Source organism: Micromonospora sp. ATLC20 (genome assembly GCF_057196585.1).
Map to the genome: position 1 here is coordinate 1 of NZ_JBXUOV010000045.1, position 22,775 is coordinate 22,775.

The following is a 22,775-nucleotide window of genomic DNA, read 5'->3' on the forward strand; positions in this document are numbered from 1 at the left end:
GCGGCGGCCCCGGTCGGGGCACCGGCAGCCGCCGGCGTGCCGGCGGAATCCGGGTGGACCGCGGCGGCAGCCGCGCCCGGGGCGGGAGCCGCCGGGCGTACCCCAGGGGTCTGGGTGGGATGCGCGGAGTCGGCGGCGGCCGGCGGCAGCTCGGCGCCCCCGAGCGTCAGCCGGCGCTCCATCCGCTCCAGGCGCTGGAGCAGGCCGGCCGAGGAGTCGTCCGCGCCGGGCAGCAGCATGCGCGCGCAGATCAGCTCCAGCAGCAGCCGGGGCGCGGTGGTGCCGCGCATCTCGACCAGGCCGTTGTGCACGATGTCGGCGCAGCGGGACAGCGTGGCCGGGCCGAGGCGCTGCGCCTGGGCGGCCATCCGCTCGATCTGGTCGGCCGGGCCGTCGATGAGGCCCCTGGCGGCGGCATCGGGCACCTGCTGCAGGACGATCAGGTCGCGGAGGCGTTCCAGCAGGTCGGAGGCGAAGCGGCGCGAGTCGTGCCCGGCCTCGGCGACCCGGTCGACCGTGGCGTACGCGGCGGCGCCGTCACCGGCGGCGAGCGCGTCGCACATCTCGTCGATCAGCGCGGCGTCGGTGACCCCGAGCAGCGCGGCGGCCCGGGAGTAGTCGACGCCCTCCGGGCCGGCGCCCGCGATGAGCTGGTCGAGCACGGAGAGGCTGTCGCGCATGCTGCCCCCGCCGGCGCGCACCACCAGCGGGAAGACCGCCGGCTCGACAGTGACGCCCTCCGCCTCGCAGAGCTGTTCGAGGTAGGGGCGGACCACCTTCGGCGGGAACAGCCGGAACGGGTAGTGGTGGGTCCGCGACTTGATCGTGCCGAGGACCTTCTCCGGTTCGGTGGTGGCGAAGATGAACTTGACGTACTCCGGGGGCTCCTCGACCAGCTTGAGCAGGGCGTTGAAGCCGGCCGACGAGACCATGTGCGCCTCGTCGATGATGTAGATCTTGAAGCGGCTGCGGGCCGGGGCGAAGAACGCCTTCTCGCGCAGCTCACGGGCGTCGTCGACACCACCGTGGCTGGCCGCGTCGATCTCGATGACGTCGATCGAGCCGCCGCCGTCGGGAGCCAGCCCGCGACACGAGTCACACTGCCCGCACGGCTCGGGGGTGGGGCCCTGCTCGCAGTTGAGGGAGCGGGCCAGGATCCGGGCGCTGGAGGTCTTGCCGCAGCCCCGCGGACCGGAGAAGAGGTAGGCGTGGTTGAGCCGCCCGCTGCGCAGCGCCTGCGACAGCGGCTCGGTGACCTGCTCCTGGCCGATCATCTCGGCGAACGTCCGCGGCCGGTACTTGCGGTAAAGGGCCAGTGCCACCCGTCCCGCCTCCTCTCGAGGAGAGCCATTCTGCGCCGGTCGGCCCCGGGTGACCACCCACCACCCCGTGACCCGACCCGCAGCGACGTTACCCGGCCCGGGAGACAGAAAGGCCTCCCGTGCACCCGGCAGAGCTCGCTTATCCTTGCTGCCTTCCGGCCCTGGGGAGGTTCACGAGGTACCGCCGCACGGGAGGTGACGCCAAGCCTACCCGAAGGGTTGTGGATCTTCCGGGAGGGTGGGGTGGCCCGCCGTCGGGAGACCTGTATCCTGGCTCGCGGAGGATTCGCCTAGAGGCCTAGGGCGCACGCTTGGAAAGCGTGTTGGGTTCACACCCTCACGAGTTCGAATCTCGTATCCTCCGCTCGCTTGAGCAGGAAAAACGACAGGGCCGGCCCCCACGGGACCGGCCCTGAGTCGTCTCTACGCTCACCCTCGTCTCACTTGCCATGGTCCGGCCCGCCTGGTTGCTCGCGGCCGGCTGCTCGGCCAGATCGCTGGCGGCTGTCATGAATCGCAGAGATCAGCTCTCCCCGTCACTCGCGCGCAGACACAGGATGGTCTTGTCGTACTCCTGAAGCTACGTAGTGCCGGATCTGTGCATGTGCTAGCACTGTGATGCCAAGAGTCCGATTTTTATTCCCAGAACCACAATCGTTATAACGCAGGAGTATTACGTGGTCTACAGTGGGGAAGCGAGCGGATGGGAAGTCAGCCTCACTGAGGAGGTCGAGGAGTGGTTCCTTCGCCTCAGTAAGGATGACCCGGATTCCGCAGGCCAGGTGGCCGCCGCCATTGACCTGCTCGCCGAGGAAGGCCCGGCCCTCGGGCGGCCCCTCGTTGACCATGTGAAGGGCTCCGACTACAAGAACATGAAGGAGCTCCGGCCGGGCTCGGCGGGGGATACGGAGATCAGGATCCTGTTCGCCTTCGACCCCCAGCGGGAGGCCATCCTCCTGGTCGCGGGTGACAAGGCCGGCAACTGGAAGGGCTGGTACGAGACCAGCATCCTCGAAGCGGACCAGAAGTTCACCGAGCACCTGCGAGAGCTGAAGGGACAACGCTGATGGCACGTAGCTGGCGGGACGTTCGCTCCCGCGCCGACCTGAACGAGACCACCGTCGAGCAGCACAAGGAGCGGATGCGCGGCGAGGTCCGCGCCGCGCGCCTGCGCGAGATGCGCGAGCGCCGGGGCCTGACCCAGCAGCAGGTCGCTGACCGCATGAAGGTGTCGCAGCCTCGCGTCGCGGCGATCGAGAACGGCGAGTTGCCGAAGGCCGAGGTCGGCACTGTTGTGCGTTACATCAGGGCCCTCGGCGGCAACGTGGAGATCGTCGCTGACTTCGAGGGCGAGCGGGTCACCCTCAGCTGAGTGGGCAAGAGATAGACACGAAGGGGCACCGCTTGCGGCGCCCCTTCGGCGCTCCATGGCACTCCTCACCCGGTGCCCAACTGGTCCCGCCGCCGCTTCAAGTACGCCGTCTCCGCGCTGTTCCCCGCCAGCTCGATCGCCCGGTCGTACGCCGCCCGCGCCTCCCCACCCCGCCCCGTCCGCCGCAACAACTCGGCACGCGTCGCGTGGTACGCGTGATACCCGTCCAGCGGCAACGCGTCCACCTCCGCGAGCGCGACCTGCGGCCCGTCCAGTTCGGCGACCGCCACGGCCCGGTTGAGCCGCACGATCGGCGACGGATCGACGCGTACCAGATGGTCGTAGAGCGCGGCGACCTGCGCCCAGTCGGTGTCCCGCGCGTCGCGGGCGTCGGTGTGGACGGCGTTTATCGCGGCGAGGATCTGGTAGCGGCCCGGTGGCCGACCGGCGGCGATGCACGCGCGGACCAGGGCGTGCCCCTCGGCGATCAGCTCGCGGTCCCAGGCGCTGCGATCCTGCTCGGCGAGGACGACGAGTTCGCCCGTCGCGGACACCCGGGCGGGCCGGCGGGCCTCGGTCAGCAGCATCAGCGCCAGGAGGCCGGTGGCCTCGTCGTCGTCAGGCAGCAGCGTACGGACCAGGCGGGTGAGCCGGATCGCCTCGGCGGTCAGGTCGGCACGCACCGCCTCCTTGCCCGGGTCGGAGGCGAGGTAGCCCTCGTTGAAGATCAGGTACAGGACGGCGAGCACGCCGGCGACCCGGGCCGGGAGGTCCTCGCGGGACGGCACCCGGTACGGGATCCCGGCCGCCTTGATCTTCGTCTTGGCCCTGGTGATCCGTCTGCTCATGGCGGGCTCCTGGACCAGGTACGCGCGGGCGATCTCCGGCACGGTGAGCCCGCCGACCAGGCGCAGCGTCAGCGCCACCCGCGCCTCCATGGCCAGCGCCGGGTGGCAGCAGGTGAAGATCAGGCGGAGCCGGTCGTCGTCGATGACACCGAGCGGTTCGGGCACGTCGGCCAGCATCAGCGCCTCCCGGTGCTTGTCGTCCCGCCGGCTCTCGCGCCGGATCCGGTCGACAGCCCGGCGGTACGCGGTGGTGGTAAGCCACGCGCCGGGGTTCGGCGGTACGCCGTCGGCCGACCATCGTTCGACTGCTGCGGCGAACGCCTCGGCGGTCATCTCCTCGGCCACGTCGAGATCGCCGATGCGCCGGGCGAGCGTGGCGACGACCCGGGCCCACTCCTCGCGGTGGACCCGGGTGAGCGCCTCGCCGACGTCTGTCACGCGCCCAGGAACGGCCGCAGCTCGACCCGCCTGTTGCACCGCTGCGACGCCAGCGCGGCGAGCGGCAGCGCCACGTCGAAGTCCGGTGCCTCGATGATCCAGAACCCGCCGACGTACTCCTTCGTCTCCACGTAGGGCCCGTCGGTGAGCAGCGGACTTCCGCCCCGCGCATCCACGACGGTGGCCGTCTCCGGTGCCGCGAGCCCACCGGCGAAGACCCAGTGGCCGTCGGCGCGCAACTGCTCGTTGAACTCACCGATCGCGGCCATCTCCGCCTCGGTGGCCGAGCCGGTCGTGTCGTCGAGTACGGAGATCAGGTACTGCGCCATCGGTTCCTCTTTCGTCGTCGTCGGCCGCCGGGGCCGCCGTCACCCCGGCTACGAACACCGTCACCCCGATCCGACAGCCTCCGAGGAGGTCGATCACGCAATCCTCGTACGTGGCACGTCAAAGCTCTCGTCGTAGTCATGGCCGGTTATGCGTTGCATGCATAACCGACAGTCACTGAGCGGGTTGAATAAGTGAGTGATCGAGGCATCGAGGCCGAGCAGGTGTGCGCGTTGCGGCGCCAACCTGGCTACCGACAACGGCTCGGGGCGGTGCGCTCCCTGTCAACGAGCGGAGCGGGACCGCATCGTCGCTGCTCCCGACGTTCCACCCAGCTTCTGGTCCCATGAACCGCTTCGCCATGCGCTTGCGGATCGGCACCTCGGTCGCGTTGTCCGCGCCTACCGTCACCACCCCTATCACGGGCGACAGCCGCTGCCCCAAACCACTGTCGCCGGCTGGTTCGGGATTACGCAGGCGCAACTGAGCCGCATCGAGAACGGACCGGCGGTGGTGCACCTCGACCGACTGGCACATTGGGCCCGCGTGCTGCGGATACCCGCGCACACCTTGTGGTTCCGACTACCGGCCGCACCAGGCGACACCCCGCTGCCGGCCGATGTCGTGGAGGTGGGTCCTCAACTGATCCGCGCACTCCGGTCCGCAGATCGTCAAGTCGGCGGCAAATACCTCTACAGCACCGTGCTGTCACACCTCGCCACCTTCTCCACGCCGACAGGTCGTCCTCCTGCCATGCCCCCGCAAGTGCTCATGGTGGTGGCGGCCCTGCACGAGATGGCCGGTTGGATGGCACACGATTCCGGGGACAGCACGACGAGTAGACGGCACTTCCTTGACGCCTTGGCGCTCGCCGTCGACAGCAGAGACGCGCTGCTGGTGGCGCAGGTGCACGGAAGCCTGAGCCACCTCGCCTGCCACGGCGGAAACGCGGAGGCCGCGATCTCACATGCCAGCGACGGGCTCGGGGCCGTCGCTCAAGAGGAGGCCGGCGCTCTGATACGCGCCCGTCTTCTTGCCTTGCAGGCGCGCGGCCTCGCCGCAGCAGGTCTCACCGCCGACTGCCACGCTTCCCTTCAGCGGGCCGAGTCCGCCTTCGCGGAGGCGGCACCTGCACCCACCGAATGGCTGAGTCCGTTCGACCGCACCTCGTTCGATATCGAGTCGGCACGTTGCCTGCTTCGCCTCGGTGACGTCACGGCCGCTCTTCGCATCCTCAACGGCAGCGTCGCCGAGCGGCCGGGCGGCCGGGTGCGGAGTCAGGCGCTCGCCCGGATGCTCCTGGCGACCGCGCTCGTCGGGCAGGCCCGGATCGAGGAGGCGTGCGACCTGACGCATCAGACCGTCGATCTCACCCATGGTCTGGGCTCGGCCGTCGTCCTCGACCAGCTCAGACATCTCGCACTGCTGCTGCGGTCGCATGCCGTCCGGTGCCCGGACGTGCCACAGCTTCTGGACCGGCTTCGCGACACCATCCGGGAGCGGAGATGGGTGGCGCTGCCGCTGCCGACGGGGTGAGGACAGCCGACAATCGTCGGTATGGCCGACGAGCGTCCCCTGTACGAGCGAGATCCGGCAGCCTGGCACGCCCACCTCGCCGAGGGCAACGCGCGGCAGCCCCGGAAGCGGGTGGGAGCCGACGTACTGCTGCGCAACGGTGACGGCGACGTCCTGTTGGTGGATCCGCGCTACAAGCCGGACTGGGACCTGCCGGGCGGCATGGCGGAGGCGAACGAGCCGCCGCACCTGGCCGCCGAGCGGGAGGTACGCGAGGAGTTGGGTCTCGATCTGTGCGTCGGACCGTTGCTGGTGGTGGACTGGGTGGCACCGCACGGCCCGTGGGACGACAGCCTGATGTTCATCTTCGACGGCGGCGCACTGCCTCCCGCAGAGCCGTTGGAACCGGCTGACGGCGAACTGACCGACGCACGATTCGTTGCGCTCGCTGATGCGCAGGCGTTGCTTCGCCCGTACGTTTGGCATCGGCTGCGTCACGCGGTGGCCGCGCTGAGCGACGGACGCCCGAGGTACCTGACCAACGGAACCACCTGAAGCCGTCGTACACATGTTCCATCCACAGCCTGTGGACGCCGAGAGGACCGGATGAGTTACCAGCTCAGCGCCGTGGTCGCCGACGTCGAACTGCTTCGCGAGCAGACCGCCGACCTGGATCACGCGGTGCTCGCCGCGCTCCGCCAGGACTTCGCGCTGCTGCCTGTCACCCCGCAGTTGGTGCAGGAGCTGACCGGCGACCTGCCGGACTTCGCCACCGACGAGCCGCGCGCCGAGCGTCCGTTCCGGCTGGTGCTCTCGCCGCCGCTGGCGGAGGTGCTGGCCCGCTGGTCGAGGAGCGGCCCGGTGGCGTACCTGGAGGCGGAGTTCGCGGGCGGCCTGGGCCACCAGTCGGCGGTGGTGTGGCTCGGCGGCGAGGTGAGCTGGGGCCCGCGGTACGACGCCGCGCTGGACCGGCCGCGTACCGAGTGGCCGATCAACACGGCGCTGGCCCGGCTGGGCGCGGAGCCGGGCGCGTGGATCGACCCGTTCGCGGAACTGGGCCTGCACCTGGAACGCGACACGGACGGCTGGCTGGCGCACGGCCGGCGCGGACTGTCCGCCGACTACTGGGACGAACTGGCCGAGGAGTGGGAACTACGCCAATCCGACAAACAACAGCAACCTCATCGCCCCGGTCCCGTTGGTGACTGGGGGATTGCATGAAACTACGACAATTCGGCTTTATTGCCGCACTGCTTGCTGCCGCGTCCGCAGCCGGCAGCGGCGTTCATCCACAGTGGCCCGCCCGCCCGGTCGGCGCCGCCCAAGTGGTGAGTCTGGAGGGCCTGCGCAACGCGGAGTTCGGCGACACCGAGGCGGACCTGACCCGGCGCGGCGTGCTGCGCGCCGACGAAGAGGCATGCGGGCCCGCGCTCGTCGGGCACGGTGCGGTCAGCCCGATCTTCGTCGACGACCGACTCGTCCTGCTCTGGCTCGACGACCCGATGAGCACACCCGAGGGCATCAGCGCCGGCTCGCCCGTGGGCGAGGCCCGCGCCGCGTACCCGGGCGCCGTCGACCTGCCGGCACCGCCCGGCAGTCACCGCTTCGCCGGGCTGCTCGCCCGCGACGGCGACCGCGCGTACCTGTTCCTGCACGACGGGATCACCGTCCGGGAGATCATCGCCGGGTACGCGGACTGGGCCCGCCGCCTCTTCGACGAGGGCTACGGCCCCTGCTGATCGTCTAGCGGCACCAGCGGCGACAAGCGGCGAAATCAGGCTGGTGGCCTAAGCACTGCGGGCCTGATCAACTGGACAACGGGTCAGAAGGCGGTGCCGAACCTGACGCGTTCCATGATGTCGATGACGTAGTGAACGATGTCGTCAACGGCGTTGGTGTAGGCGAAGATTCCAGGGTGGACGCCGATCTGAGGATCGAAGTTCGCTGCGGCGATGATCACAGGGCTTCGGTCTCCTTGACGCTCAAGGGCGTCGAGCAGAGTGATACCCGCACTCTGCGCCGGCTGTTCGGTGTCTCGCCGCATATCGCTGATGATCAAATCATAGCGGCGACTCCGGAGGTTGGAGATCGCCTCGTCCGTGGAACGCGATGTATCTACGGTCATGCCGAGTCGCCGAAAAAGCTGTATCAGAGGCAGGTTCCATTCTGGGTTGTCATCCACCCAGAGAATTCGTCCACCTCTTAGCATCTCGGCTGCGTGTTGCAGCCGGGAAACGGCGGCGCGCTGCTCGCCGACGGAAGGTGGCGCGCTCGCCTCGGACCGGGCCGCCGCTTCGACCAGCAACTGCTCGGCAAAGCCGAACTCGATCATTGGCGTCCTCACGCTGTGGAGGCGGCCGATCTGCGGGATGATCGCGCTCCGAAGAGAGAGGTAGACCAGCGCGGCGAAGGCAACCCAGAGAATCGCTGGTGCAGCCTTGATCAACTCAACAGTGATGGTCTGGGACATCCACCCTCCGTCCACCCCTGAACAAGCCCATCGAAGGATACCGTTCGCTGCCGAGTTCCGTCGATGCCCTCTAGCCCTTATCAGAAACACAGGCGTCGCGGATTGCCGACTCATTCCGACCGTCCACAGGTCGTACCCGGATGGCGCTTTTGTGCCCGCTACATCCGGCGGTTACCCGGAGCTGCCGCTATTGCCTCCCTGGTGCCAAAGAGGCAGGCTTTCGGCCATGACTCCGGAGGAGCGACTCCAGCAGATGATTGAGGATCTTCGGCGGATGCGGCTGCATTGCGAGCCCAAGTCAAACCAGAACCCTCGCTACCTGCGGTACTCCACCGCCGTCTCGGCGCTGCGATGGATCATCGACGACCTAGCCATGGACACGACCACCCGGCGGCGGGGCGACTGACGAGCGTCACCGAACCGCCACGCACACCGCCTACAAGCGGCATCAGTCAGACGGCGACTCGATAAAGCCGGAAACGACGAAGCGCCCGGATCAGTCCTCCTGGACTGCCGGGCGCTACGCCTCTTCAAAGGCGGTGGCGGCGGGATTTGAACCCGCGGAGGGCGTAAACCCTCACACGCTTTCGAGGCGTGCTCCTTAGGCCACTCGGACACGCCACCGCCGACGAGGGTACAGGACCGCCGGCTTGGACGCCGAACCGGTATCCCTCGGCCCGGCCTGGCAGGATCTTTGCCATGAGTACGCACATCGGCGCTGAGCCGGGAGAGATCGCCGAGCGGGTCCTGATGCCGGGCGACCCGCTGCGGGCCAAGTGGATCGCGGAGACCTACCTGGAGGGGGCCCGCTGCTACACGACGGTGCGCGGCATGCTGGGCTTCACCGGGAAGTGGAACGGTGTCGACGTGTCCGTCCAGGGTTCCGGCATGGGCATGCCGTCCGCCTCGATCTACGCCCACGAGCTGGTAAACGAGTACGGCGTGAAGTCGCTGATCCGGGTGGGCTCCTGTGGCGCCCTGACCGAGGATCTGCAGCTGCGGGACGTGGTGGCGGCGATCGGTTCGTCCACCGACTCGAACATGAACCGGATGCGCTTCGACGGGCTGATCGACTACGCCCCGGTGGCCGACTTCGGGCTGCTGCGTACCTCGGTCGAGGTGGCCGAGCGGCGCGGCATCAGCATGCGGGTCGGGCCGATCCTGGCGGCGGACGCCTTCTACACGGACCGGCCGGACCTGTACGACCGGCTCGCCGACTACGGCGTGCTGGCGGTGGAGATGGAGTCGGCGGCGCTCTACACGATCGCGGCGCGTTTCAAGGCCCGCGCGCTGACCATCCTGACCGTCAGCGACCACATCAAGACCGGCGAGAAGACCACGTCGCAGGAGCGCGAGCAGACGTTCGGCCAGATGGTCGAGATCGCGCTGGACACCATCATCGCCTGACCTGATCGATCCAAGGGCCGCCCCGTCACCGCAAGGTGGCGGGGCGGTTGCGCGTTACCGGTGTCACAAAAATAAATACGACCGGTCGTGCTTGTTTCCCTTACGCTGACCGCATGACCTCCGACGGCCGCGTAGCCCGTGGCGACCGCACCCGCACCGCGGTGCTGGACACCGCAGTGGCGCTTGCGACCGAGGTCGGCCTGCACGGCCTGTCGCTGGCCCAGCTCGCCGACCGGCTGGAGGTGAGCAAGTCCGGCCTCTTCGCGCACTGGCGCTCCAAGGAGGCACTGCAACTCGCCACCGTCGACCGGGCCGTGGCGCAGTGGCAGGAGATGATCGTCGCCCCCGCCCTGCACGCACCTCGGGGCGTACGCCGGCTGCGCGCGCTGCACGAGGCCCGGATCGACTTCTACGCCGCCCGGGTACTGCCCGGCGGCTGCTTCTTCGCCAACACCGAGTTCGAGTACAACGCCCGTCCCGGCCCGGTCCGGGACCGGCTCGCCGAGGCATTCGGCAGGTGGACCGCGCTGCTGGAGCGCCTCGTCCAGGATGCGGTCGACCTCGGCGAACTCCCCGCCGACCTGGACGTGCCGCTGCTGGCGTACGAGATCGACGCGCTGGGGATCAGCGCGGTGATGCGGTCCCGTCTGCTCGACCCCGACGCCTCCTACCGGCACGCCCGCCAGGGCCTGCTGAACCGGCTGCGGGCGCTCTGCCCGGATCCGGCCCTGCTACCGGAAGGCCAGTCATGAGCCACGCCACCACCGACCGTCCGGTCGCCGAGTTCGGGCACGTCGAGCACGTGCCTGTGCACTTCGACGACCTGGACGCGATGGGCATCCTGCACAACGCCCGGTACGCCGTGCTGCTGGAACGCGCGCTTACGCCGTACTGGGCCGAGCGCGGCGTCGCCTTCCGCGGCGACGTGCACGCCACCCCCGACGTGTTCCACGCGGTCCGCGAGTTCACCATCACCTACCAGGCGCCGGTCGTCGGCGTCGGCACTGTGGCTGTGCACTTCTGGCTGGAGCACTTCGGCACCAGCAGCGCCCGCTACGCCTTCGAGTTCCGCTCGACCGACGGCGCCACCGTGCACGCCACCGGCACCCGGTCGATCGTCCGGCTCGACCCGGCCACGCTGCGTCCGACCGCGTGGACCGAGGTCGGCCGCGCGATCGCCGCGACGCTGCTCCGCCCCGCACCGGCAGGCGCCTGAGACAGAACCCCTCAGCGGAAGAAGGCGCGCAGCACCGCCGCGCTCTCGCGTTCCAGCACACCGCCGTACACCTCGGGGCGGTGCGTGACGCGGCGGTCGCGCAGCACGTCCCAGAGCGACCCGACGGCGCCGGTCTTCGGTTCCCAGGCGCCGAAGACGACTGTCGAGACGCGCGCCAGCGCGATCGCCCCGGCGCACATGGTGCAGGGTTCCAGCGTCACCACGAGCGTGCAGTCGTCCAGCCGCCACCGGCCCAGCCGCTGCGCGGCCCGCCGCAGCGCCAGCACCTCGGCGTGCGCGGTCGGGTCGCCGGTCAGCTCCCGCTCGTTGCGCCCGATCGCGAGTTCGGCGCCGTCGGGGCCGTAGAGCACCGCGCCGACCGGCACGTCGTCGGCGTCGGGGGGCGCACCGTCCGGGCCGGTCACCGCGACCTCAAGGGCCCGGCGCATCCACAGCTCGTGCCGCTGCCGGCGGCCCACCGCGCCCGGGTCGGCCAGCGCCTCGTCGGCGCCGGGACCGACGCGTGCGGCCCGGCCGGGGGTGGGCTGCCCCGGGCGTACGGTCTCCAGCGACGGGTCGGTCGCGTCTGCCGGTTCGGCGGCGCCGGGCGTCACTGACTCCCCGGGCTCAGACCTCACGCAGCTCCTCGACCTCGTCCACGCAGCCGAGCACCTGGCAGATCTCGGCTGTCACGTCGGCCGGCATGGAGCCCTCGTGCGCGCAGAGCGCCAGCAGCTTCTGCGCCGGGATGCCCAGGTCGGCCAGCAGGTCGGCGTCGCCGACCGGGTCGGCCTCCGGGTCAACGGCGGGCTGCTCGGTGTCGTCGTCGCCGGTGGAGGCACGCGGCTCGTCGACATCCTCCAGCCCGGTCACCGAGGTCTTCAGGTCGCCGACCAGCAGCGCGCCCAGCCGGGACTCCTCCGCGTACGCCGAGTCCGAGCCGAAGACCCGCAGGTCCTCCCCCTCGTCCAGGCGCAGGATGACCAGGTACGTGTCGTCGGCCTCGACGAACAGCAGCGAGAGGTCGGCGTCCGGCTCGACGTCGCGCAGCCGGTCGGCCACCTCCTCGATGTCGGTGACACCGCGCAGGCTCACCTCACCGGCGGTCCAACCGCCGTCGAGGCGCGCCACGGCAGCAGCGAAGTACGACACGGTCCCCCCAAATCAGCCTCGGCAGCACGCCGACACGTCACGCGATGCACGTTAACCGGTCGGGTCGGCAGGCGAGCGGTCAACGCCCCGTATGGGCCGGCCGTTCCTGAAGAGAAAGCCGGTCAGCCGACGACGCGCCGGCGGGTGGCGATGAGTTGGCGCAGCCGCTCGGTGCGGGCCCGCTGCGGTCGCTGGCGCTGCTGTACCGCACGGGCACCGGCCAACTCGGCGAGGAGTTGCAGGCGACGGCGGCTCCGATCGGGGTCGAGCCGCGGCGGTGTGGTCCAGGCCATACCGCGAGCGTGGACCGTCCTCAGGCGTACGTCAAGGTGGCCTTCGCTACGCAGCGAAACCGGCACCGAAGGTCACCAGAGCGGCCAGTCTCCGGTCTGCGCCCAGCGCATCGCGACGATCGCGGCGGCGATGCTCCAACCACCGGCGGTGACGATCGCGACGCCCGTCGCCACTCCCCGGTCGCCGTGACGGACCAGCACCGCGGCGGCCACCCACGCCAGGCCGCCGGCCAGCAACGTCCACCAGGCGTATCCGGCCACGCCGCCGCCGAGCAGCCCGAACAACAGCAACCAGGCGAACGCGACGAGCGCGCCGGCTGCGACGCCGGCGCCGGTGATCGGGTACGGCTCGCGGTAGCTGGGCCGCATCGACGTGCTCGACGGGAACAGCCCGGAGGGCGTACGCGGTGGCGGGAACGCCCCCGGACCGGTCCCCTCGGGTCCGCCGTGCCATCCGTGCGTCACCGCCGCCCCCTTCCCGGATCACCCGTCCCGCGTTCGGCATTCGGTACCTACGGTAGTGGTCTGTCAGGATGACCGGATGCGCTCGCCATCGATCGGACGCCGGACGCGGCCGGCGTACCCGGTCCTGCTGCTCGTCGCGGCGCTCGCCGCCGGGGGGTGCGCCGCCTCCACCGGGCGCGCCGACAGGTGGCAGGAACCGAGCCCGGTGGCGACCGCCGCGCAGCCCGCCGATCCGGCCCCGCCGTCGGCCGCTGCCTCCTCGTCCGCGCCGTCGCCGGCGCGCGCCGACGTGAAGCGGGTCTTCCCGGTACGGGCCGGCAACGTCGACTACCACCCGACGCACGGCGGCTACCCGGGCACCGACGTGTTCGCCGACTGCGGGGAACCGGTGGTGGCGGTCACCGACGGCGTGGTGCTGGAGGTGAGCCGCGTCGACAGGTTCGACAAGCGCGGACCGCTGGGCCCGAACAACGGCGGGCTCTCCGTCGCGCTGCTCGGCGACGACGGGGTGCGCTACTACGGCTCGCACCTGAGCGCGATCGCCGCCGGTGTCGACGCCGGGGTACGCGTGCGGGCCGGGCAGCAGCTCGGGAAGGTGGGCCGTACGGGCAACGCCAACAACGTCTGCCACCTGCACTTCGGGCTCTCCCCGAAGTGCACGGGCGCTGACGACTGGTGGATCCGCCGGGGCGTGGTGTGGCCGGCGCCGTACCTGAACTCGTGGCGCAAGGGCGGCAACCGCTCGCCGGCCGCCGAGGTCACCGCCTGGCAGCGCAAGCACGGCTGTCCGGCCGCGCCCGGCCGGTAGGCGCGCGGCGGCTGACCGGCTCGCGGTGCGGGGTCACCCGGCGGGCGGCGAATGCGCGTAGGTTCCAGGACATGACTGCCCGGGATCCCATCGCCGACCTGCGCCGGATCGCGTTCCTGCTGGAACGGGCCAACGAGGCCACGTACCGGGTCCGGGCGTTCCGGTCGGCGGCGAAGACGCTCGGCGCACTGCCTGCCGCCGAGGTGGCCGAGCGGGCCCGCACCGGCAAGCTGACCGAGCTGTCCGGCGTCGGTGACGTGACCGCCCGCTGCGTGGCCGAGTCGCTGGCCGGCGAGGAGCCGGTCTACCTGCGCCGGTTGCTGGCGACGGAGGGCACCGACCTGGACGAGGCGGCGGCGAAGCTGCGGGACGCGCTGCGCGGCGACTGCCACACCCACTCGGACTGGTCCGACGGTGGCTCACCGATCGAGGAGATGGCGCTGGCCGCGGTCGAGCTGGGTCACGAATACCTCGTGCTCACCGACCACTCGCCCCGGCTGACTGTGGCCCGCGGCCTGACCGCGGAGCGGCTGCGCAAGCAGCTCGACCACGTCGCCGCCGTCAACGAGGCGCTGCCGAAGGGCTTCCGGATCCTCACCGGCATCGAGGTGGACATCCTCGCCGACGGCTCACTCGACCAGGACGAGAAGCTGCTGGCCCGCCTGGACGTGGTGGTCGGCTCGGTGCACAGCGGCCTGAACGACGACCGGGCGAAGATGACGCGCCGGATGCTGACCGCGATCGCGAACCCGCACCTGGACATCCTCGGCCACTGCACCGGCCGGATGGTCTCCTCCCGGCCCGCCGGGGTGACCGGGCCCGGCGACAAGGGGCACCGGGCGCGTACCCGCAAGGAGAGCGAGTTCGACGCGGACGCCGTCTTCGCCGCCTGCGCGGAGCACGACGTGGCCGTCGAGATCAACTCCCGGCCGGAGCGGCAGGATCCGCCGAAGCGGCTGATCCGCCTCGCGCTGGAGGCCGGGTGCCGGTTCGCGATCGACACCGACGCGCACGCACCAGGCCAGCTCGACTGGCAGCGGTTCGGCTGCGAGCGGGCCGCGCTCTGCGGCGTACCGGCGAAGCGAGTGGTGAACACCTGGACGGCCGACCGTCTGGTGAAGTGGACGGCCGGCCGCGGGTGAGGAGTCAGCCCCGGGTCGCCGGTTCGGCCGCGCGGGCGGCGGGCGCCACCGCGTCCGGGCGTGGCCGGCGCCGCCCGAACAGGCCCTGGGCGACCGCGACGCCGACGAGCACCACGAACGCGCCGACCGGCTGGTGCCAGTTCATCCGCTCGCCCAGCACCACCGCGCCGACGAGCACCGCGAACACCGGGATCAGGTAGGTCACTGTGGACGCCGTGCTGGCCCCGGCCAGCCGGATGTTGCGCATGTTGATGACGAAGGCGAGCCCGGTGCCGAGCGCACCGAGCGCCAGCACGCTCGCCGCCACGCGCGGGGAGAGGCCGATCGGTGACGGGGGCGTGCCGACGAACGGCGCGACCAGCGCGAGCTGCGCGGTCGCCACCAGCAGCTGCGCCGCCGACAGCGACAGACCGGAGTACGCGCTGCCCGCGACGAACTTCTTCTGGTACGGGATGGCCAGCCCGTAGCAGGCCGCCGCGCCGAAGCACATGAGCTGGCCGACGAAGTGGGCGCCACCGACGCCCTCCCAGACGCCGAGCACCACCAGGACGCCGACGAAGCCCAGCCCCAGCCCGACCGCACGCCGGGCGGTCAGCCGCTCGGTGCGGAACACCAGCACCGCCAGCGGCAGAACGATCAGCGGCGTGGTGGCGTTCCAGATACCGGCGAGCATCGACTCGACCCGCTGCTCGCCGTAGCCGAACAGGGTGAACGGCACCGCCACGCCGAACGCGGCCACCACGAGCATGTGCGCCCAGACCCGGGGCTCGCGGGGCAGCCGGTCGCGCAGCACCGCGAGCACCACGAGCAGCGTCAGCGCGCCGGTGGCCACCCGGTAGAGGGTGAGGTGCACGGGGTGCAGCTCGGCCACGCCGACCTTGATGAACAGGAAGCTGGAACCCCAGATGGCGGCGAGTGCGACGAACCCGGGCAGCCAGCTGCGTACCGGGGCCCGGTCAGGAGTGATCTCGACGGTCACCCATGACACTCTGCCGCAGAGGTACGACGAAGTCGCGCGGTATTCCGGATGCGGGGTCACGTAGGGTCGCCTCGTGGGACGAATCGATGACCTCGCCAACCGGTACGTGGCCGAGTGGGCCCCGCTGAGCCCGACCGGCGCCACCTACGTCGGCATCAACGGCTACGACGACCAGCTCGACGACCTGTCGCCCGAGGGTTACGCGGCCCGCGCCGACCTGGCCCGCCGCACGCTCGGCGAACTCGACGTGACCGAACCGGAGACCGAGGCGGAGCGGACCGCCCAGGAGGCCATGCAGGAGCGCCTCGGCCTGGAGCTGGCCCGCTACGACGCGGGCGAGACCGGCAGCGAGGTCAACGTGATCTCCAGCGGGCTGCACGAGATCCGGATGGTCTTCGACCTCATGCCGACCGACGGCGAACAGGCCCGGGCGAACGTGGCCGCCCGGCTCAACCGCTTCGCGTCCGCGCTGGACGGCTACAAGCGGACGCTGCGCGAGGCCGCCGCCGCGGGACGGGTCAGCTCGCGGGTGCAGCTCGTCGAGGTCGCCAAGCAGTGCGACGTGTGGGTCGACCCGGAGGGCGACAACTTCTTCCACGGGCTGGTCGAGCGGATCGACGCCGACGGCGCGCTCGGCGCGGAGCTGCGCAAGGGCGCCGCCGCCGCGACCGCCGCCACCGCCGAGTTCGGGCAGTTCCTGCGCACCGAGCTGGCCCCGGTGGGCCGGGAGAAGCAGGCCGCCGGGCGGGAGCGCTACGAGCTGGCCTCGCAGTACTTCCTCGGCGCGACCGTCGATCTGGACGAGACGTACGCTTGGGGTTTCGCCGAGCTGGCCCGGCTGGAGGCCGACATGCGGACGGTGTCCGCGCGCATCGCCGGGCCTGGCGCGTCGATCGACGACGCGGTACGCGCGCTCGACGCCGACCCGGCGCGGACGGTACGCGGCAAGGAGGCGTTCCGGGACTGGATGCAGGCGCTCGCCGACAGGGCGATCACCGAGCTGAACGGCACCCACTTCGACATCCCGGAGCAGGTACGCCGGATCGAGTGCTGCCTCGCGCCGACGAGCGACGGCGCGATCTACTACACCGGCCCGAGCGAGGACTTCTCCCGGCCGGGACGGATGTGGTGGGCGGTGCCGCAGGGCATCACCGACTTCTCCACCTGGCGCGAGGTGACCACCGTCTACCACGAGGGCGTGCCGGGTCACCACCTCCAGGTCGCCCAGACCGCCGTCCGGGCCGACCTGCTCAACCGCTGGCAGCGGCTGCTGTGCTGGGTCTCCGGGCACGGCGAGGGCTGGGCGCTCTACTCGGAGCGGCTGATGGACGAGCTGGGCTACCTCGACGACCCGGGTGACCGGCTGGGCATGCTCGACGGGCAGGCGCTGCGCGCGGCCCGGGTCATCGTGGACATCGGCATGCACCTGGAGCTGGAGATCCCGAAGGACAACCCGTTCGGCTTCCACCCGGGCGAGCGGTGGACGCCGGAACTGGGCTGGGAGTTCATGCGGGCGCACTGCCGGGTGCCGGACGAGAACCTGCGCTTCGAGCTGAACCGCTACCTGGGCTGGCCCGGGCAGGCCCCGTCGTACAAGGTGGGCGAGCGGATCTGGTTGCAGGCCCGGGAGGACGCGAAGGCCCGCAAGGGCGCCGACTTCGACCTCAAGGAGTTCCACCGCCAGGCGCTCGACCTGGGCTCACTGGGGCTGGACCCGCTGCGCAAGGCGCTGGCCCGGCTGTGAGCCGGTGCCGGGTGCCGGCGGTGAGTCCCGCCGGCACCCGCACGCGTCAGGCGCCGAGCGTCAGGCGCAGCGTCGGCCGGCCGGTGAGCGTGTTGCTGGTGACGTACGCCAGGTCGATGACCGGGTCGGTGAACGTCACCGGGATGGGCAGCGTGACCGGCAGGCCGTCCGGGAACGGCAGGTCCGGGGTCAGCGTCAGTTTGATGCCGGCGAGCTTGCCGACGAACCGGGTGCAGTAGAACGCGACGTCGTCGCGGACGGTGAGGCGGTCGGTCGCGTACCGCTGGGTGCGACCGCTGGGACCGTCGGCGACCAGCAGGAAGTCGTCGGTCACCGCCTCCTTCATGCTGAACTTCAGCACCTTGAGCACGCCCTGCTCGGTCTGGAGGTCGGTGATCCCCTCGAACCGGAGCCCGGTCATGGTGACCTTGGAGCCGGTGAGCTTCGACGGCTGCTGGCCCACCTTCGGCAGGCTCGGGTCGGCGGCGATACGCGGCAGCGGCTTGCCCGGTTCCACCTTGCCGGGCTTCGCCGGGTCCACCTTGCCCGGCTTGTCCGGCGCCGGGCACCCGGTCGACCCGGGACGGGCCGTCGGCTTGCTCGTCGGAGCCGCCGATCCGCTAGCGGTCGGCGTGGGCGAGGGCGTCTCGCTCTTCTTGCTGCTGCCCTTGAACAGGTCACCGATCCCCTCGAAGAAGTCGGTGATGATGTTGCCCGCCCGCGTCGGGCTCGCGCTCGGCGACGGGGTGGGCGTCGCCGTGGGCGCGCTCGCGCCGGGTGTCGGCGTGGCGGGCTTCGACGGGCAGGCACTGGCGGCGGGCTTGCTCGGGGCGGCCTGCACCGCGCGCGGCTGCACGGCGAGGCCGGCGGTGGCGAGGCCGAGCACCACGAGGACGATGCCGAAGGCGCGCGGGTCCGCCGAACGGCCCGCCCACTCCGGCGGCCCGCCGTCGGATCCGGCCGCCTGCCCGTTCACCGACTGCCGAGGGACCGGCCGCTCCCCGCCCGGCCGCTCGGCAGTCGGCTGCTCGACGGCCGGCCGTACGCCGGCCGGCACCTCGACGGTCGGCCGCTCGTCCGCGGGTTGCGTGTCCACGGGCTGCGCGTCCACGACGGTGTCGGCCTCGGCGTCCGCGGCGGTGCCGGGTTCGTCGTCCGCCTCGGTGTCGGGTTCGTCGGCGGCCGGACCGGCGGGACCAGCCGGAGGGGTCGGCACCCAGGCGAACGCGAGCGCGCTGCCCACGATGCCGAGCAGCAGGCCGAGGAAGAAGCCGCCGAGGTTGAGCCCGATCAGGGAGTAGACGGCGGTGATCGCCGCGACGATCGAGTAGAACAGCCGCTGCGGCGGGCTGAGCCAGAGCAGCACCCCGCAGGTCACCAGGATGCCCGGGATCAGCAGCGAGAGCAGGCCGGTGGCGCCGCTGCTGAAGCTCAGGCCGTTGAGGGTCAACCGGGTGGAGGCGAGCATCTCCACCCCGGCCAGGATGATCAACAGGCCACCCCAGAACGGCCGGCTCCGCTGCCAGCGGCGGAAGGTCCGCCATGCCCGGGCCGCGGTGCCGGGCCGGGCGTGGGACGGGTCGACGGTTGTCACGTACTCCTCCTGGCGGAGCGGGGACGGGGACGGTCGGGCGGGCCCGCGGTGGTCGGCCACCGCGGGCCGTGCTCAGCTCAGAAGCACTCCTTGCCCTTGGCGTCGTCGCCCACGTTGACCTTGAGCCGCAGCCCGACCAGGTTGAACGTCGAGGAGGTGGTGTAGCGGGAGACCTGCTTCAGGTCACGGATGGTCACCCGGTCGGAGTTCTGGCCGAACGAGCCGCGCTGCGCCGTCGGGTTGAGGTCGCTGGCGTCGCGTCCGATCTTGATGTTGGTGAAGGTCGCGTTGCCCTCGAGCGAGTCCATCGCGATCACGAGGTCCTTGGCGCGGGCGGGCTCCTTGCCCTCGCCGGCGTTGATGGTGAGCACCACCGGCAGGCCGGGCAGGTCGGCGCGGACGGACTGGCAGAGCTTGTACAGCTCGGCGCTGCTGATCTCGGCCATCGCGACCGGGCGGGTCGCGCCGGCCTTGCCGTCCTCGCCCTTCTCGCGGACGATGCCGCCGTACTGCTTGAAGCCCTCACCCTCCAGGCGGTCGGCGCCGATCTTGAACGTCTGCCCGGACACGGTGATGTCGGAGGCGATGGCGCCGGTCGACATGCCGAACAGGATGGCACCGGCGGCGGCCGTGGTGGGCACGATCATGGCGGCGAACCGCCGCCACCGGGTACGACCCTGGTTGTCGAGCCGATTCTGCACGGGTTCCTCCTCGAACGAATGTGCGCGGCGGCCGGTGCGGAACCGGCGGCCCGCGCCGGGCCCGTCCTCTGTTACCGACGGGTAACGATCGAGCCTGATCGTGCACCCGATGCGGTGCAGCTCACAACCCCCCGATTACCCGGCGGTAACACCGGGGTGAGACGGGGACGTGACCACGCGTCACGAAATCCCAGGCCAAGGGCGGCCTGGAGGGCGAAATGTCGCGGCAAACCGGGCATAGATGACGGTGAGCGCGACGGAAAGTCACCGGATATCTCGCCGTTACAATCGAGTAACGAATGTAAAGTAGGTTCGCCCGCATGGGAGATCTTCACGACGGAGGGGTGGACCGCGATGCGGCCCACCCCTCCGTCGTGCTTACGGCTCACCGGTCAGCGGCGTTCCACCTCACCGGCGCCCGAGCGCTGGGCCGGCACCGACGGATCGTCGGACCGCCAGTTCGTCGACGCCGGCGGGATCTCGTCGTCGAGCGGGCCACCGACGGGCTCCTGGTCGACGCGGGTGGGCGTCGGGTCGGAGGTCGGCGCGTCCGCGCGATGCCGGGCGTTGCCGTCGCCCTTGGGCCGGGTCACCAGCCACACGCCCGCGATCAGGGCGATCAGGCCCAGCACACCGGCGATGATCGGGCCCCAGACACTGATCATGCCGATCTTGAAACGGTTGTCCTTCACCGTCTCGACGCTGCGGCTGATCGTGTCGTCGTTGTAGTTGAAGTCCGCGTCCAGCAGCACGGTCGGGGCGCCGGTGTCCGGACGCAGCTCCTTGTACTGCTGCTCGCGCACCTTGATGTAGGCGCCGGTCACCGGGTCGACCCAGAGCGTACGGGTGTTGCTGTAGACGACCTGACCGCTGGTCGCGGTCGGCGCGAACTTGCCCAGCAGCGTCTTGACGCTGTCCGCCGGGGTGTTCAGCGGCTCGTTCTCGATCCGCTGCTCGAAGCGGTACGTCTCGACGCCCTTGATCTTCTCGGTGCCGGTGAACCGCGCCGGGAAGGTCTTCTTCAGGTCGCGGTCGAACACCTGGTAGTCACGCTTGCCGGTGCCGAACGGGAACTTGTAGATCTGGCCGGAGTAGCGCACGTTGCCGACCGGGGTCTGCTCCGCGCCGGACTCGTTGAGCCACTGCTCGTCCCACGGCGCCGCCGCGCCGGAGATCCGGTAGAGCGCCAGCTCGGTGCTGTACTGGCTGATCACATCCTGGTTGTCGCTGCGCTTGACCGTCTGGAAGACGTTCCAGATGACCGCGTCGCCCTTCAGCTCCTTGGGCAAGCGGTCCTTGGTGTCCTCCGGCTGCGGGATGACCTCGATGCTGGACACGAGATCGGCCTGCGGCACCTCGATGCTCACCGCGCCGGCTTCGGACTTGATCTGTAGGAACTTCGCGCCCTTCGCCTCCGCGACGGACGTCGTTGGTTCCAGGTCATAGGGCAGCTTGGTCACGGCGGGGGCCACGTAGAACGGCAGCCCGGCCGCGAAGACCAGCAACAAGACACCTAGCCCGAAGAGCGCGGCGCCCACGCGAAGCTTCACTCATCCTCCTGTAACCTGCCGCCCTACGGTCTGTCGTCCGGGGCACCCGATCCTTAGCATTGGCGGGAGGTTACTCCCCAGTCACCTGCAAAAGCGACCCCCTGGATGTCCAGATGTCCACAGCCACCACGCCAACAGTCCCGGAGCCATCGGTAACGGGCCGTCTTCCCGCCCTCGACGCGCTGCGAGCGATCGGCGCGGTGGCGGTCGTCGGTCACCACGTCGGCTTCCAGACCGCCGTCACCATGAACACCACGTGGGGCGGCTGGTTGGCGCGCCTGGACGTGGGCGTGGCGATCTTCTTCGTGCTGTCCGGCTTCCTGCTGTTCCGGCCGTGGGCGCTCAGCGTCGCGACCGGACGGCCGCGGCCCCGCACCAAGCGGTACTTCTGGCGCCGGGCGCTGCGGATCCTGCCCGCGTACTGGCTGGCGGTGGTGGTCTGTTTCGTCGTCCTGCCCGGCAACCACCCGGTGTCGGCAGGTGACTGGCTGCGCCACCTCACGCTCACCCAGATCTACGAGGCCGGGCAGCTCGGGCACGGGCTCAGCCAGACCTGGAGCCTCGCCACCGAGGTCGTCTTCTACCTGCTCCTGCCGCTGCTCGCCGTGCTCGCCGTGGGCCGGACCTGGCGTCCCGTCCGCACCGTGCTGCTCGCCTCCTCCGGGGCGCTGCTGACGCTCGCGTGGGTCGCCATGATGGGCGCCGGCTGGCTCGACGGCGCGCTGCACACGATGTGGTTCCCCTCGTACGGCGCCTGGTTCGGCGGTGGCATGGCGCTGGCCGCGGCGCACGTGGCCCTGCGTACCGGCACCGCGCCGGCCGCCTTCCGCGTGCTCGACGACCTCGCCTCGGCGCCGCTCGCCTGCTGGGGCGCGGCGATCGCGGTGATGGCGATCGCGACGACGCCGATCGCCGGCCCGCGCGACCTGACCAGCCCGACCGCCACCGAGTTCGGCACCAAGCTGGCGCTCTACCTCCTGATCGCCGTCCTGATCACGATCCCGGTGGCGTTCGGCGGCCCGACCCGGGCGAAGGAGGTCTTCAGCACCGGGCCGGCGCGGTGGATGGGCCACGTGTCGTACGGGCTGTTCCTGTGGCACCCGCTGGTCATCGAGCTGATCTACCTGCTCGAGGACCGGCCGCTGTTCACCGGCGACTTCGTCGACGTCTTCGCCCTGACCATGATCTTCGGGCTGATGTACGCGGCGGCCAGCTACTACGGCGTCGAGCGCCCGCTCCAGATGCTCGGCACGCAGCGCCGCCGCCGGCCGACCGGACGCGGACCGGCGCCGGAGACACCGGCCGCCACCACGCCGGACGTCGCGGCGCCCGCCTGAGGGTAACCAACCGAACACCGATCGTCGTACCGCGACGCCCGGCGGCTCAACGCCGCCACTCGGAGCATTGCCGGGCGCAAGCCCCAGCCCTTAAT

26 protein-coding genes, 2 tRNA genes and 1 other RNA gene are annotated in these 22,775 nt (G+C 70.8%); 15 read left to right on the forward strand and 14 right to left on the reverse strand.

All coding sequences use genetic code 11. The annotated features are described in order from the left end of the window. On the reverse strand, positions 1 to 1,322 hold a 1,322-nt coding region (locus tag AC2CHG_RS12610; protein ID WP_484524788.1), incomplete at its 3' end, for a DNA polymerase III subunit gamma and tau. 108 nt (positions 1,323 to 1,430) lie between these two features. Then, positions 1,431 to 1,520, reverse strand: an RNA gene (gene ffs, locus AC2CHG_RS12615) — signal recognition particle sRNA small type. A gap of 81 nt (positions 1,521 to 1,601) precedes the next feature. On the opposite strand from ffs, the gene AC2CHG_RS12620 reads away from it, so the two are divergent. The 3 genes from AC2CHG_RS12620 to AC2CHG_RS12630 all read left to right on the forward strand — a co-directional run bounded on the left by AC2CHG_RS12620 (position 1,602) and on the right by AC2CHG_RS12630 (position 2,694). After that, a tRNA-Ser gene (locus AC2CHG_RS12620) sits at positions 1,602 to 1,686 on the forward strand. Positions 1,687 to 1,999: 313 nt separating this feature from the next. Further along, positions 2,000 to 2,389: a type II toxin-antitoxin system RelE/ParE family toxin gene (locus AC2CHG_RS12625; protein ID WP_030502119.1), complete on the forward strand. Its 390-nt coding sequence runs from the start codon at positions 2,000 to 2,002 to the stop codon at positions 2,387 to 2,389. Further along, on the forward strand, positions 2,389 to 2,694 hold the full coding sequence (locus AC2CHG_RS12630) for a helix-turn-helix domain-containing protein (protein ID WP_043327835.1): 306 nt from the start codon (positions 2,389 to 2,391) through the stop codon (positions 2,692 to 2,694). Before AC2CHG_RS12625 ends, AC2CHG_RS12630 begins: the two co-directional genes overlap by 1 nt. A 65-nt stretch (positions 2,695 to 2,759) precedes the next feature. Here the strand turns inward: AC2CHG_RS12630 and AC2CHG_RS12635 are convergent, their stop codons facing one another. Continuing rightward, a complete protein-coding gene (locus AC2CHG_RS12635) occupies positions 2,760 to 3,980 on the reverse strand; it encodes an RNA polymerase sigma factor (protein WP_484524789.1) in 1,221 nt (406 codons plus the stop codon). Next, entirely contained in the window at positions 3,977 to 4,309 is a 333-nt protein-coding gene (locus AC2CHG_RS12640; protein WP_484524790.1) for a YciI family protein, read from the reverse strand. The genes AC2CHG_RS12635 and AC2CHG_RS12640 overlap by 4 nt, the downstream gene beginning before the upstream one ends. A 508-nt stretch (positions 4,310 to 4,817) precedes the next feature. Between AC2CHG_RS12640 and AC2CHG_RS12645 the strand changes: the two genes are divergently transcribed. The 4 genes from AC2CHG_RS12645 to AC2CHG_RS12660 are packed head-to-tail and all read left to right on the forward strand — an operon-like array spanning position 4,818 to position 7,561. Beyond that, the gene (locus AC2CHG_RS12645) at positions 4,818 to 5,843 is read left to right on the forward strand and encodes an NsdA family TPR-like regulatory protein (RefSeq protein WP_484524791.1); all 1,026 of its coding nucleotides are present in this window, start codon (positions 4,818 to 4,820) and stop codon (positions 5,841 to 5,843) included. Between the two features lie 21 nt (positions 5,844 to 5,864). Next, positions 5,865 to 6,377 (forward strand): NUDIX domain-containing protein, encoded by a 513-nt coding sequence (locus AC2CHG_RS12650; RefSeq protein WP_484524792.1) that lies wholly within the window; start codon positions 5,865 to 5,867, stop codon positions 6,375 to 6,377. Positions 6,378 to 6,428: 51 nt separating this feature from the next. After that, positions 6,429 to 7,043: a hypothetical protein gene (locus tag AC2CHG_RS12655; RefSeq protein ID WP_402814713.1), complete on the forward strand. Its 615-nt coding sequence runs from the start codon at positions 6,429 to 6,431 to the stop codon at positions 7,041 to 7,043. Then, positions 7,040 to 7,561: a hypothetical protein gene (locus AC2CHG_RS12660; protein WP_484524793.1), complete on the forward strand. Its 522-nt coding sequence runs from the start codon at positions 7,040 to 7,042 to the stop codon at positions 7,559 to 7,561. The genes AC2CHG_RS12655 and AC2CHG_RS12660 overlap by 4 nt, the downstream gene beginning before the upstream one ends. A gap of 83 nt (positions 7,562 to 7,644) precedes the next feature. On the opposite strand, the gene AC2CHG_RS12665 is transcribed toward AC2CHG_RS12660, so the two are convergent. Next, complete coding sequence (locus tag AC2CHG_RS12665) at positions 7,645 to 8,292, reverse strand: response regulator (RefSeq protein WP_484524794.1); 648 nt, start codon at positions 8,290 to 8,292, stop codon at positions 7,645 to 7,647. A gap of 226 nt (positions 8,293 to 8,518) precedes the next feature. On the opposite strand from AC2CHG_RS12665, the gene AC2CHG_RS12670 reads away from it, so the two are divergent. Then, positions 8,519 to 8,698 (forward strand): hypothetical protein, encoded by a 180-nt coding sequence (locus AC2CHG_RS12670; protein WP_484524795.1) that lies wholly within the window; start codon positions 8,519 to 8,521, stop codon positions 8,696 to 8,698. Between the two features lie 131 nt (positions 8,699 to 8,829). Here the strand turns inward: AC2CHG_RS12670 and AC2CHG_RS12675 are convergent. After that, positions 8,830 to 8,916: transfer RNA gene (locus AC2CHG_RS12675), tRNA-Ser, on the reverse strand. Positions 8,917 to 8,991: 75 nt separating this feature from the next. On the opposite strand from AC2CHG_RS12675, the gene deoD reads away from it, so the two are divergent. The 3 genes from deoD (at position 8,992) to AC2CHG_RS12690 (ending at position 10,915) form a co-directional block, all read left to right on the forward strand. After that, the gene (gene deoD, locus AC2CHG_RS12680; protein ID WP_047891806.1) at positions 8,992 to 9,699 is read left to right on the forward strand and encodes a purine-nucleoside phosphorylase; all 708 of its coding nucleotides are present in this window, start codon (positions 8,992 to 8,994) and stop codon (positions 9,697 to 9,699) included. A gap of 113 nt (positions 9,700 to 9,812) precedes the next feature. Further along, positions 9,813 to 10,451, forward strand: coding sequence for a TetR/AcrR family transcriptional regulator (locus tag AC2CHG_RS12685; RefSeq protein WP_262013462.1), 639 nt, complete (start codon positions 9,813 to 9,815; stop codon positions 10,449 to 10,451). Beyond that, the gene (locus tag AC2CHG_RS12690; RefSeq protein ID WP_402814720.1) at positions 10,448 to 10,915 is read left to right on the forward strand and encodes an acyl-CoA thioesterase; all 468 of its coding nucleotides are present in this window, start codon (positions 10,448 to 10,450) and stop codon (positions 10,913 to 10,915) included. The genes AC2CHG_RS12685 and AC2CHG_RS12690 overlap by 4 nt, the downstream gene beginning before the upstream one ends. 11 nt (positions 10,916 to 10,926) lie before the next feature. On the opposite strand, the gene AC2CHG_RS12695 is transcribed toward AC2CHG_RS12690, so the two are convergent. The 4 genes from AC2CHG_RS12695 to AC2CHG_RS12710 all read right to left on the reverse strand — a co-directional run bounded on the left by AC2CHG_RS12695 (position 10,927) and on the right by AC2CHG_RS12710 (position 12,729). Next, entirely contained in the window at positions 10,927 to 11,412 is a 486-nt protein-coding gene (locus tag AC2CHG_RS12695; protein WP_355510982.1) for a nucleoside deaminase, read from the reverse strand. A gap of 130 nt (positions 11,413 to 11,542) precedes the next feature. After that, positions 11,543 to 12,067, reverse strand: coding sequence for a tRNA adenosine deaminase-associated protein (locus AC2CHG_RS12700; RefSeq protein ID WP_262013464.1), 525 nt, complete (start codon positions 12,065 to 12,067; stop codon positions 11,543 to 11,545). A 122-nt stretch (positions 12,068 to 12,189) separates the two neighbouring features. After that, positions 12,190 to 12,360 carry a hypothetical protein gene (locus tag AC2CHG_RS12705; RefSeq protein WP_018786529.1) on the reverse strand — a complete coding sequence of 57 codons (171 nt, stop codon included), beginning with the start codon at positions 12,358 to 12,360 and terminating at the stop codon, positions 12,190 to 12,192. 72 nt (positions 12,361 to 12,432) lie between these two features. Further along, positions 12,433 to 12,729, reverse strand: a complete 297-nt coding sequence (locus AC2CHG_RS12710) for a hypothetical protein (protein ID WP_262013486.1) — start codon at positions 12,727 to 12,729, stop codon at positions 12,433 to 12,435. 172 nt (positions 12,730 to 12,901) lie between these two features. On the opposite strand from AC2CHG_RS12710, the gene AC2CHG_RS12715 reads away from it, so the two are divergent. After that, positions 12,902 to 13,633, forward strand: coding sequence for a M23 family metallopeptidase (locus AC2CHG_RS12715; RefSeq protein ID WP_355510890.1), 732 nt, complete (start codon positions 12,902 to 12,904; stop codon positions 13,631 to 13,633). A 71-nt stretch (positions 13,634 to 13,704) separates the two neighbouring features. Next, a complete protein-coding gene (locus AC2CHG_RS12720; protein WP_262013466.1) occupies positions 13,705 to 14,775 on the forward strand; it encodes a PHP domain-containing protein in 1,071 nt (356 codons plus the stop codon). 4 nt (positions 14,776 to 14,779) lie between these two features. Here AC2CHG_RS12720 and AC2CHG_RS12725 read toward each other — a convergent pair whose 3' ends face one another. Next, entirely contained in the window at positions 14,780 to 15,754 is a 975-nt protein-coding gene (locus AC2CHG_RS12725) for a DMT family transporter (protein ID WP_484524796.1), read from the reverse strand. Positions 15,755 to 15,827: 73 nt separating this feature from the next. Here AC2CHG_RS12725 and AC2CHG_RS12730 point away from each other — a divergent pair, with 73 nt between their 5' ends. Then, positions 15,828 to 17,498 (forward strand): DUF885 domain-containing protein, encoded by a 1,671-nt coding sequence (locus tag AC2CHG_RS12730; protein ID WP_355510884.1) that lies wholly within the window; start codon positions 15,828 to 15,830, stop codon positions 17,496 to 17,498. A 46-nt stretch (positions 17,499 to 17,544) separates the two neighbouring features. On the opposite strand, the gene AC2CHG_RS12735 is transcribed toward AC2CHG_RS12730, so the two are convergent. From AC2CHG_RS12735 to pgfA, 3 genes are all read right to left on the reverse strand, one after another. Then, complete coding sequence (locus AC2CHG_RS12735; protein ID WP_355510881.1) at positions 17,545 to 19,092, reverse strand: DUF6114 domain-containing protein; 1,548 nt, start codon at positions 19,090 to 19,092, stop codon at positions 17,545 to 17,547. Positions 19,093 to 19,169: 77 nt separating this feature from the next. Beyond that, positions 19,170 to 19,793: a DUF6230 family protein gene (locus AC2CHG_RS12740; protein WP_194803292.1), complete on the reverse strand. Its 624-nt coding sequence runs from the start codon at positions 19,791 to 19,793 to the stop codon at positions 19,170 to 19,172. A gap of 392 nt (positions 19,794 to 20,185) precedes the next feature. Next, positions 20,186 to 21,343, reverse strand: a complete 1,158-nt coding sequence (gene pgfA / locus AC2CHG_RS12745; RefSeq protein WP_484524797.1) for a cell envelope lipid trafficking protein PgfA — start codon at positions 21,341 to 21,343, stop codon at positions 20,186 to 20,188. 113 nt (positions 21,344 to 21,456) lie between these two features. Here pgfA and AC2CHG_RS12750 point away from each other — a divergent pair, with 113 nt between their 5' ends. After that, on the forward strand, positions 21,457 to 22,680 hold the full coding sequence (locus AC2CHG_RS12750) for an acyltransferase family protein (protein WP_484524798.1): 1,224 nt from the start codon (positions 21,457 to 21,459) through the stop codon (positions 22,678 to 22,680). Positions 22,681 to 22,775 lie beyond the last annotated feature (95 nt).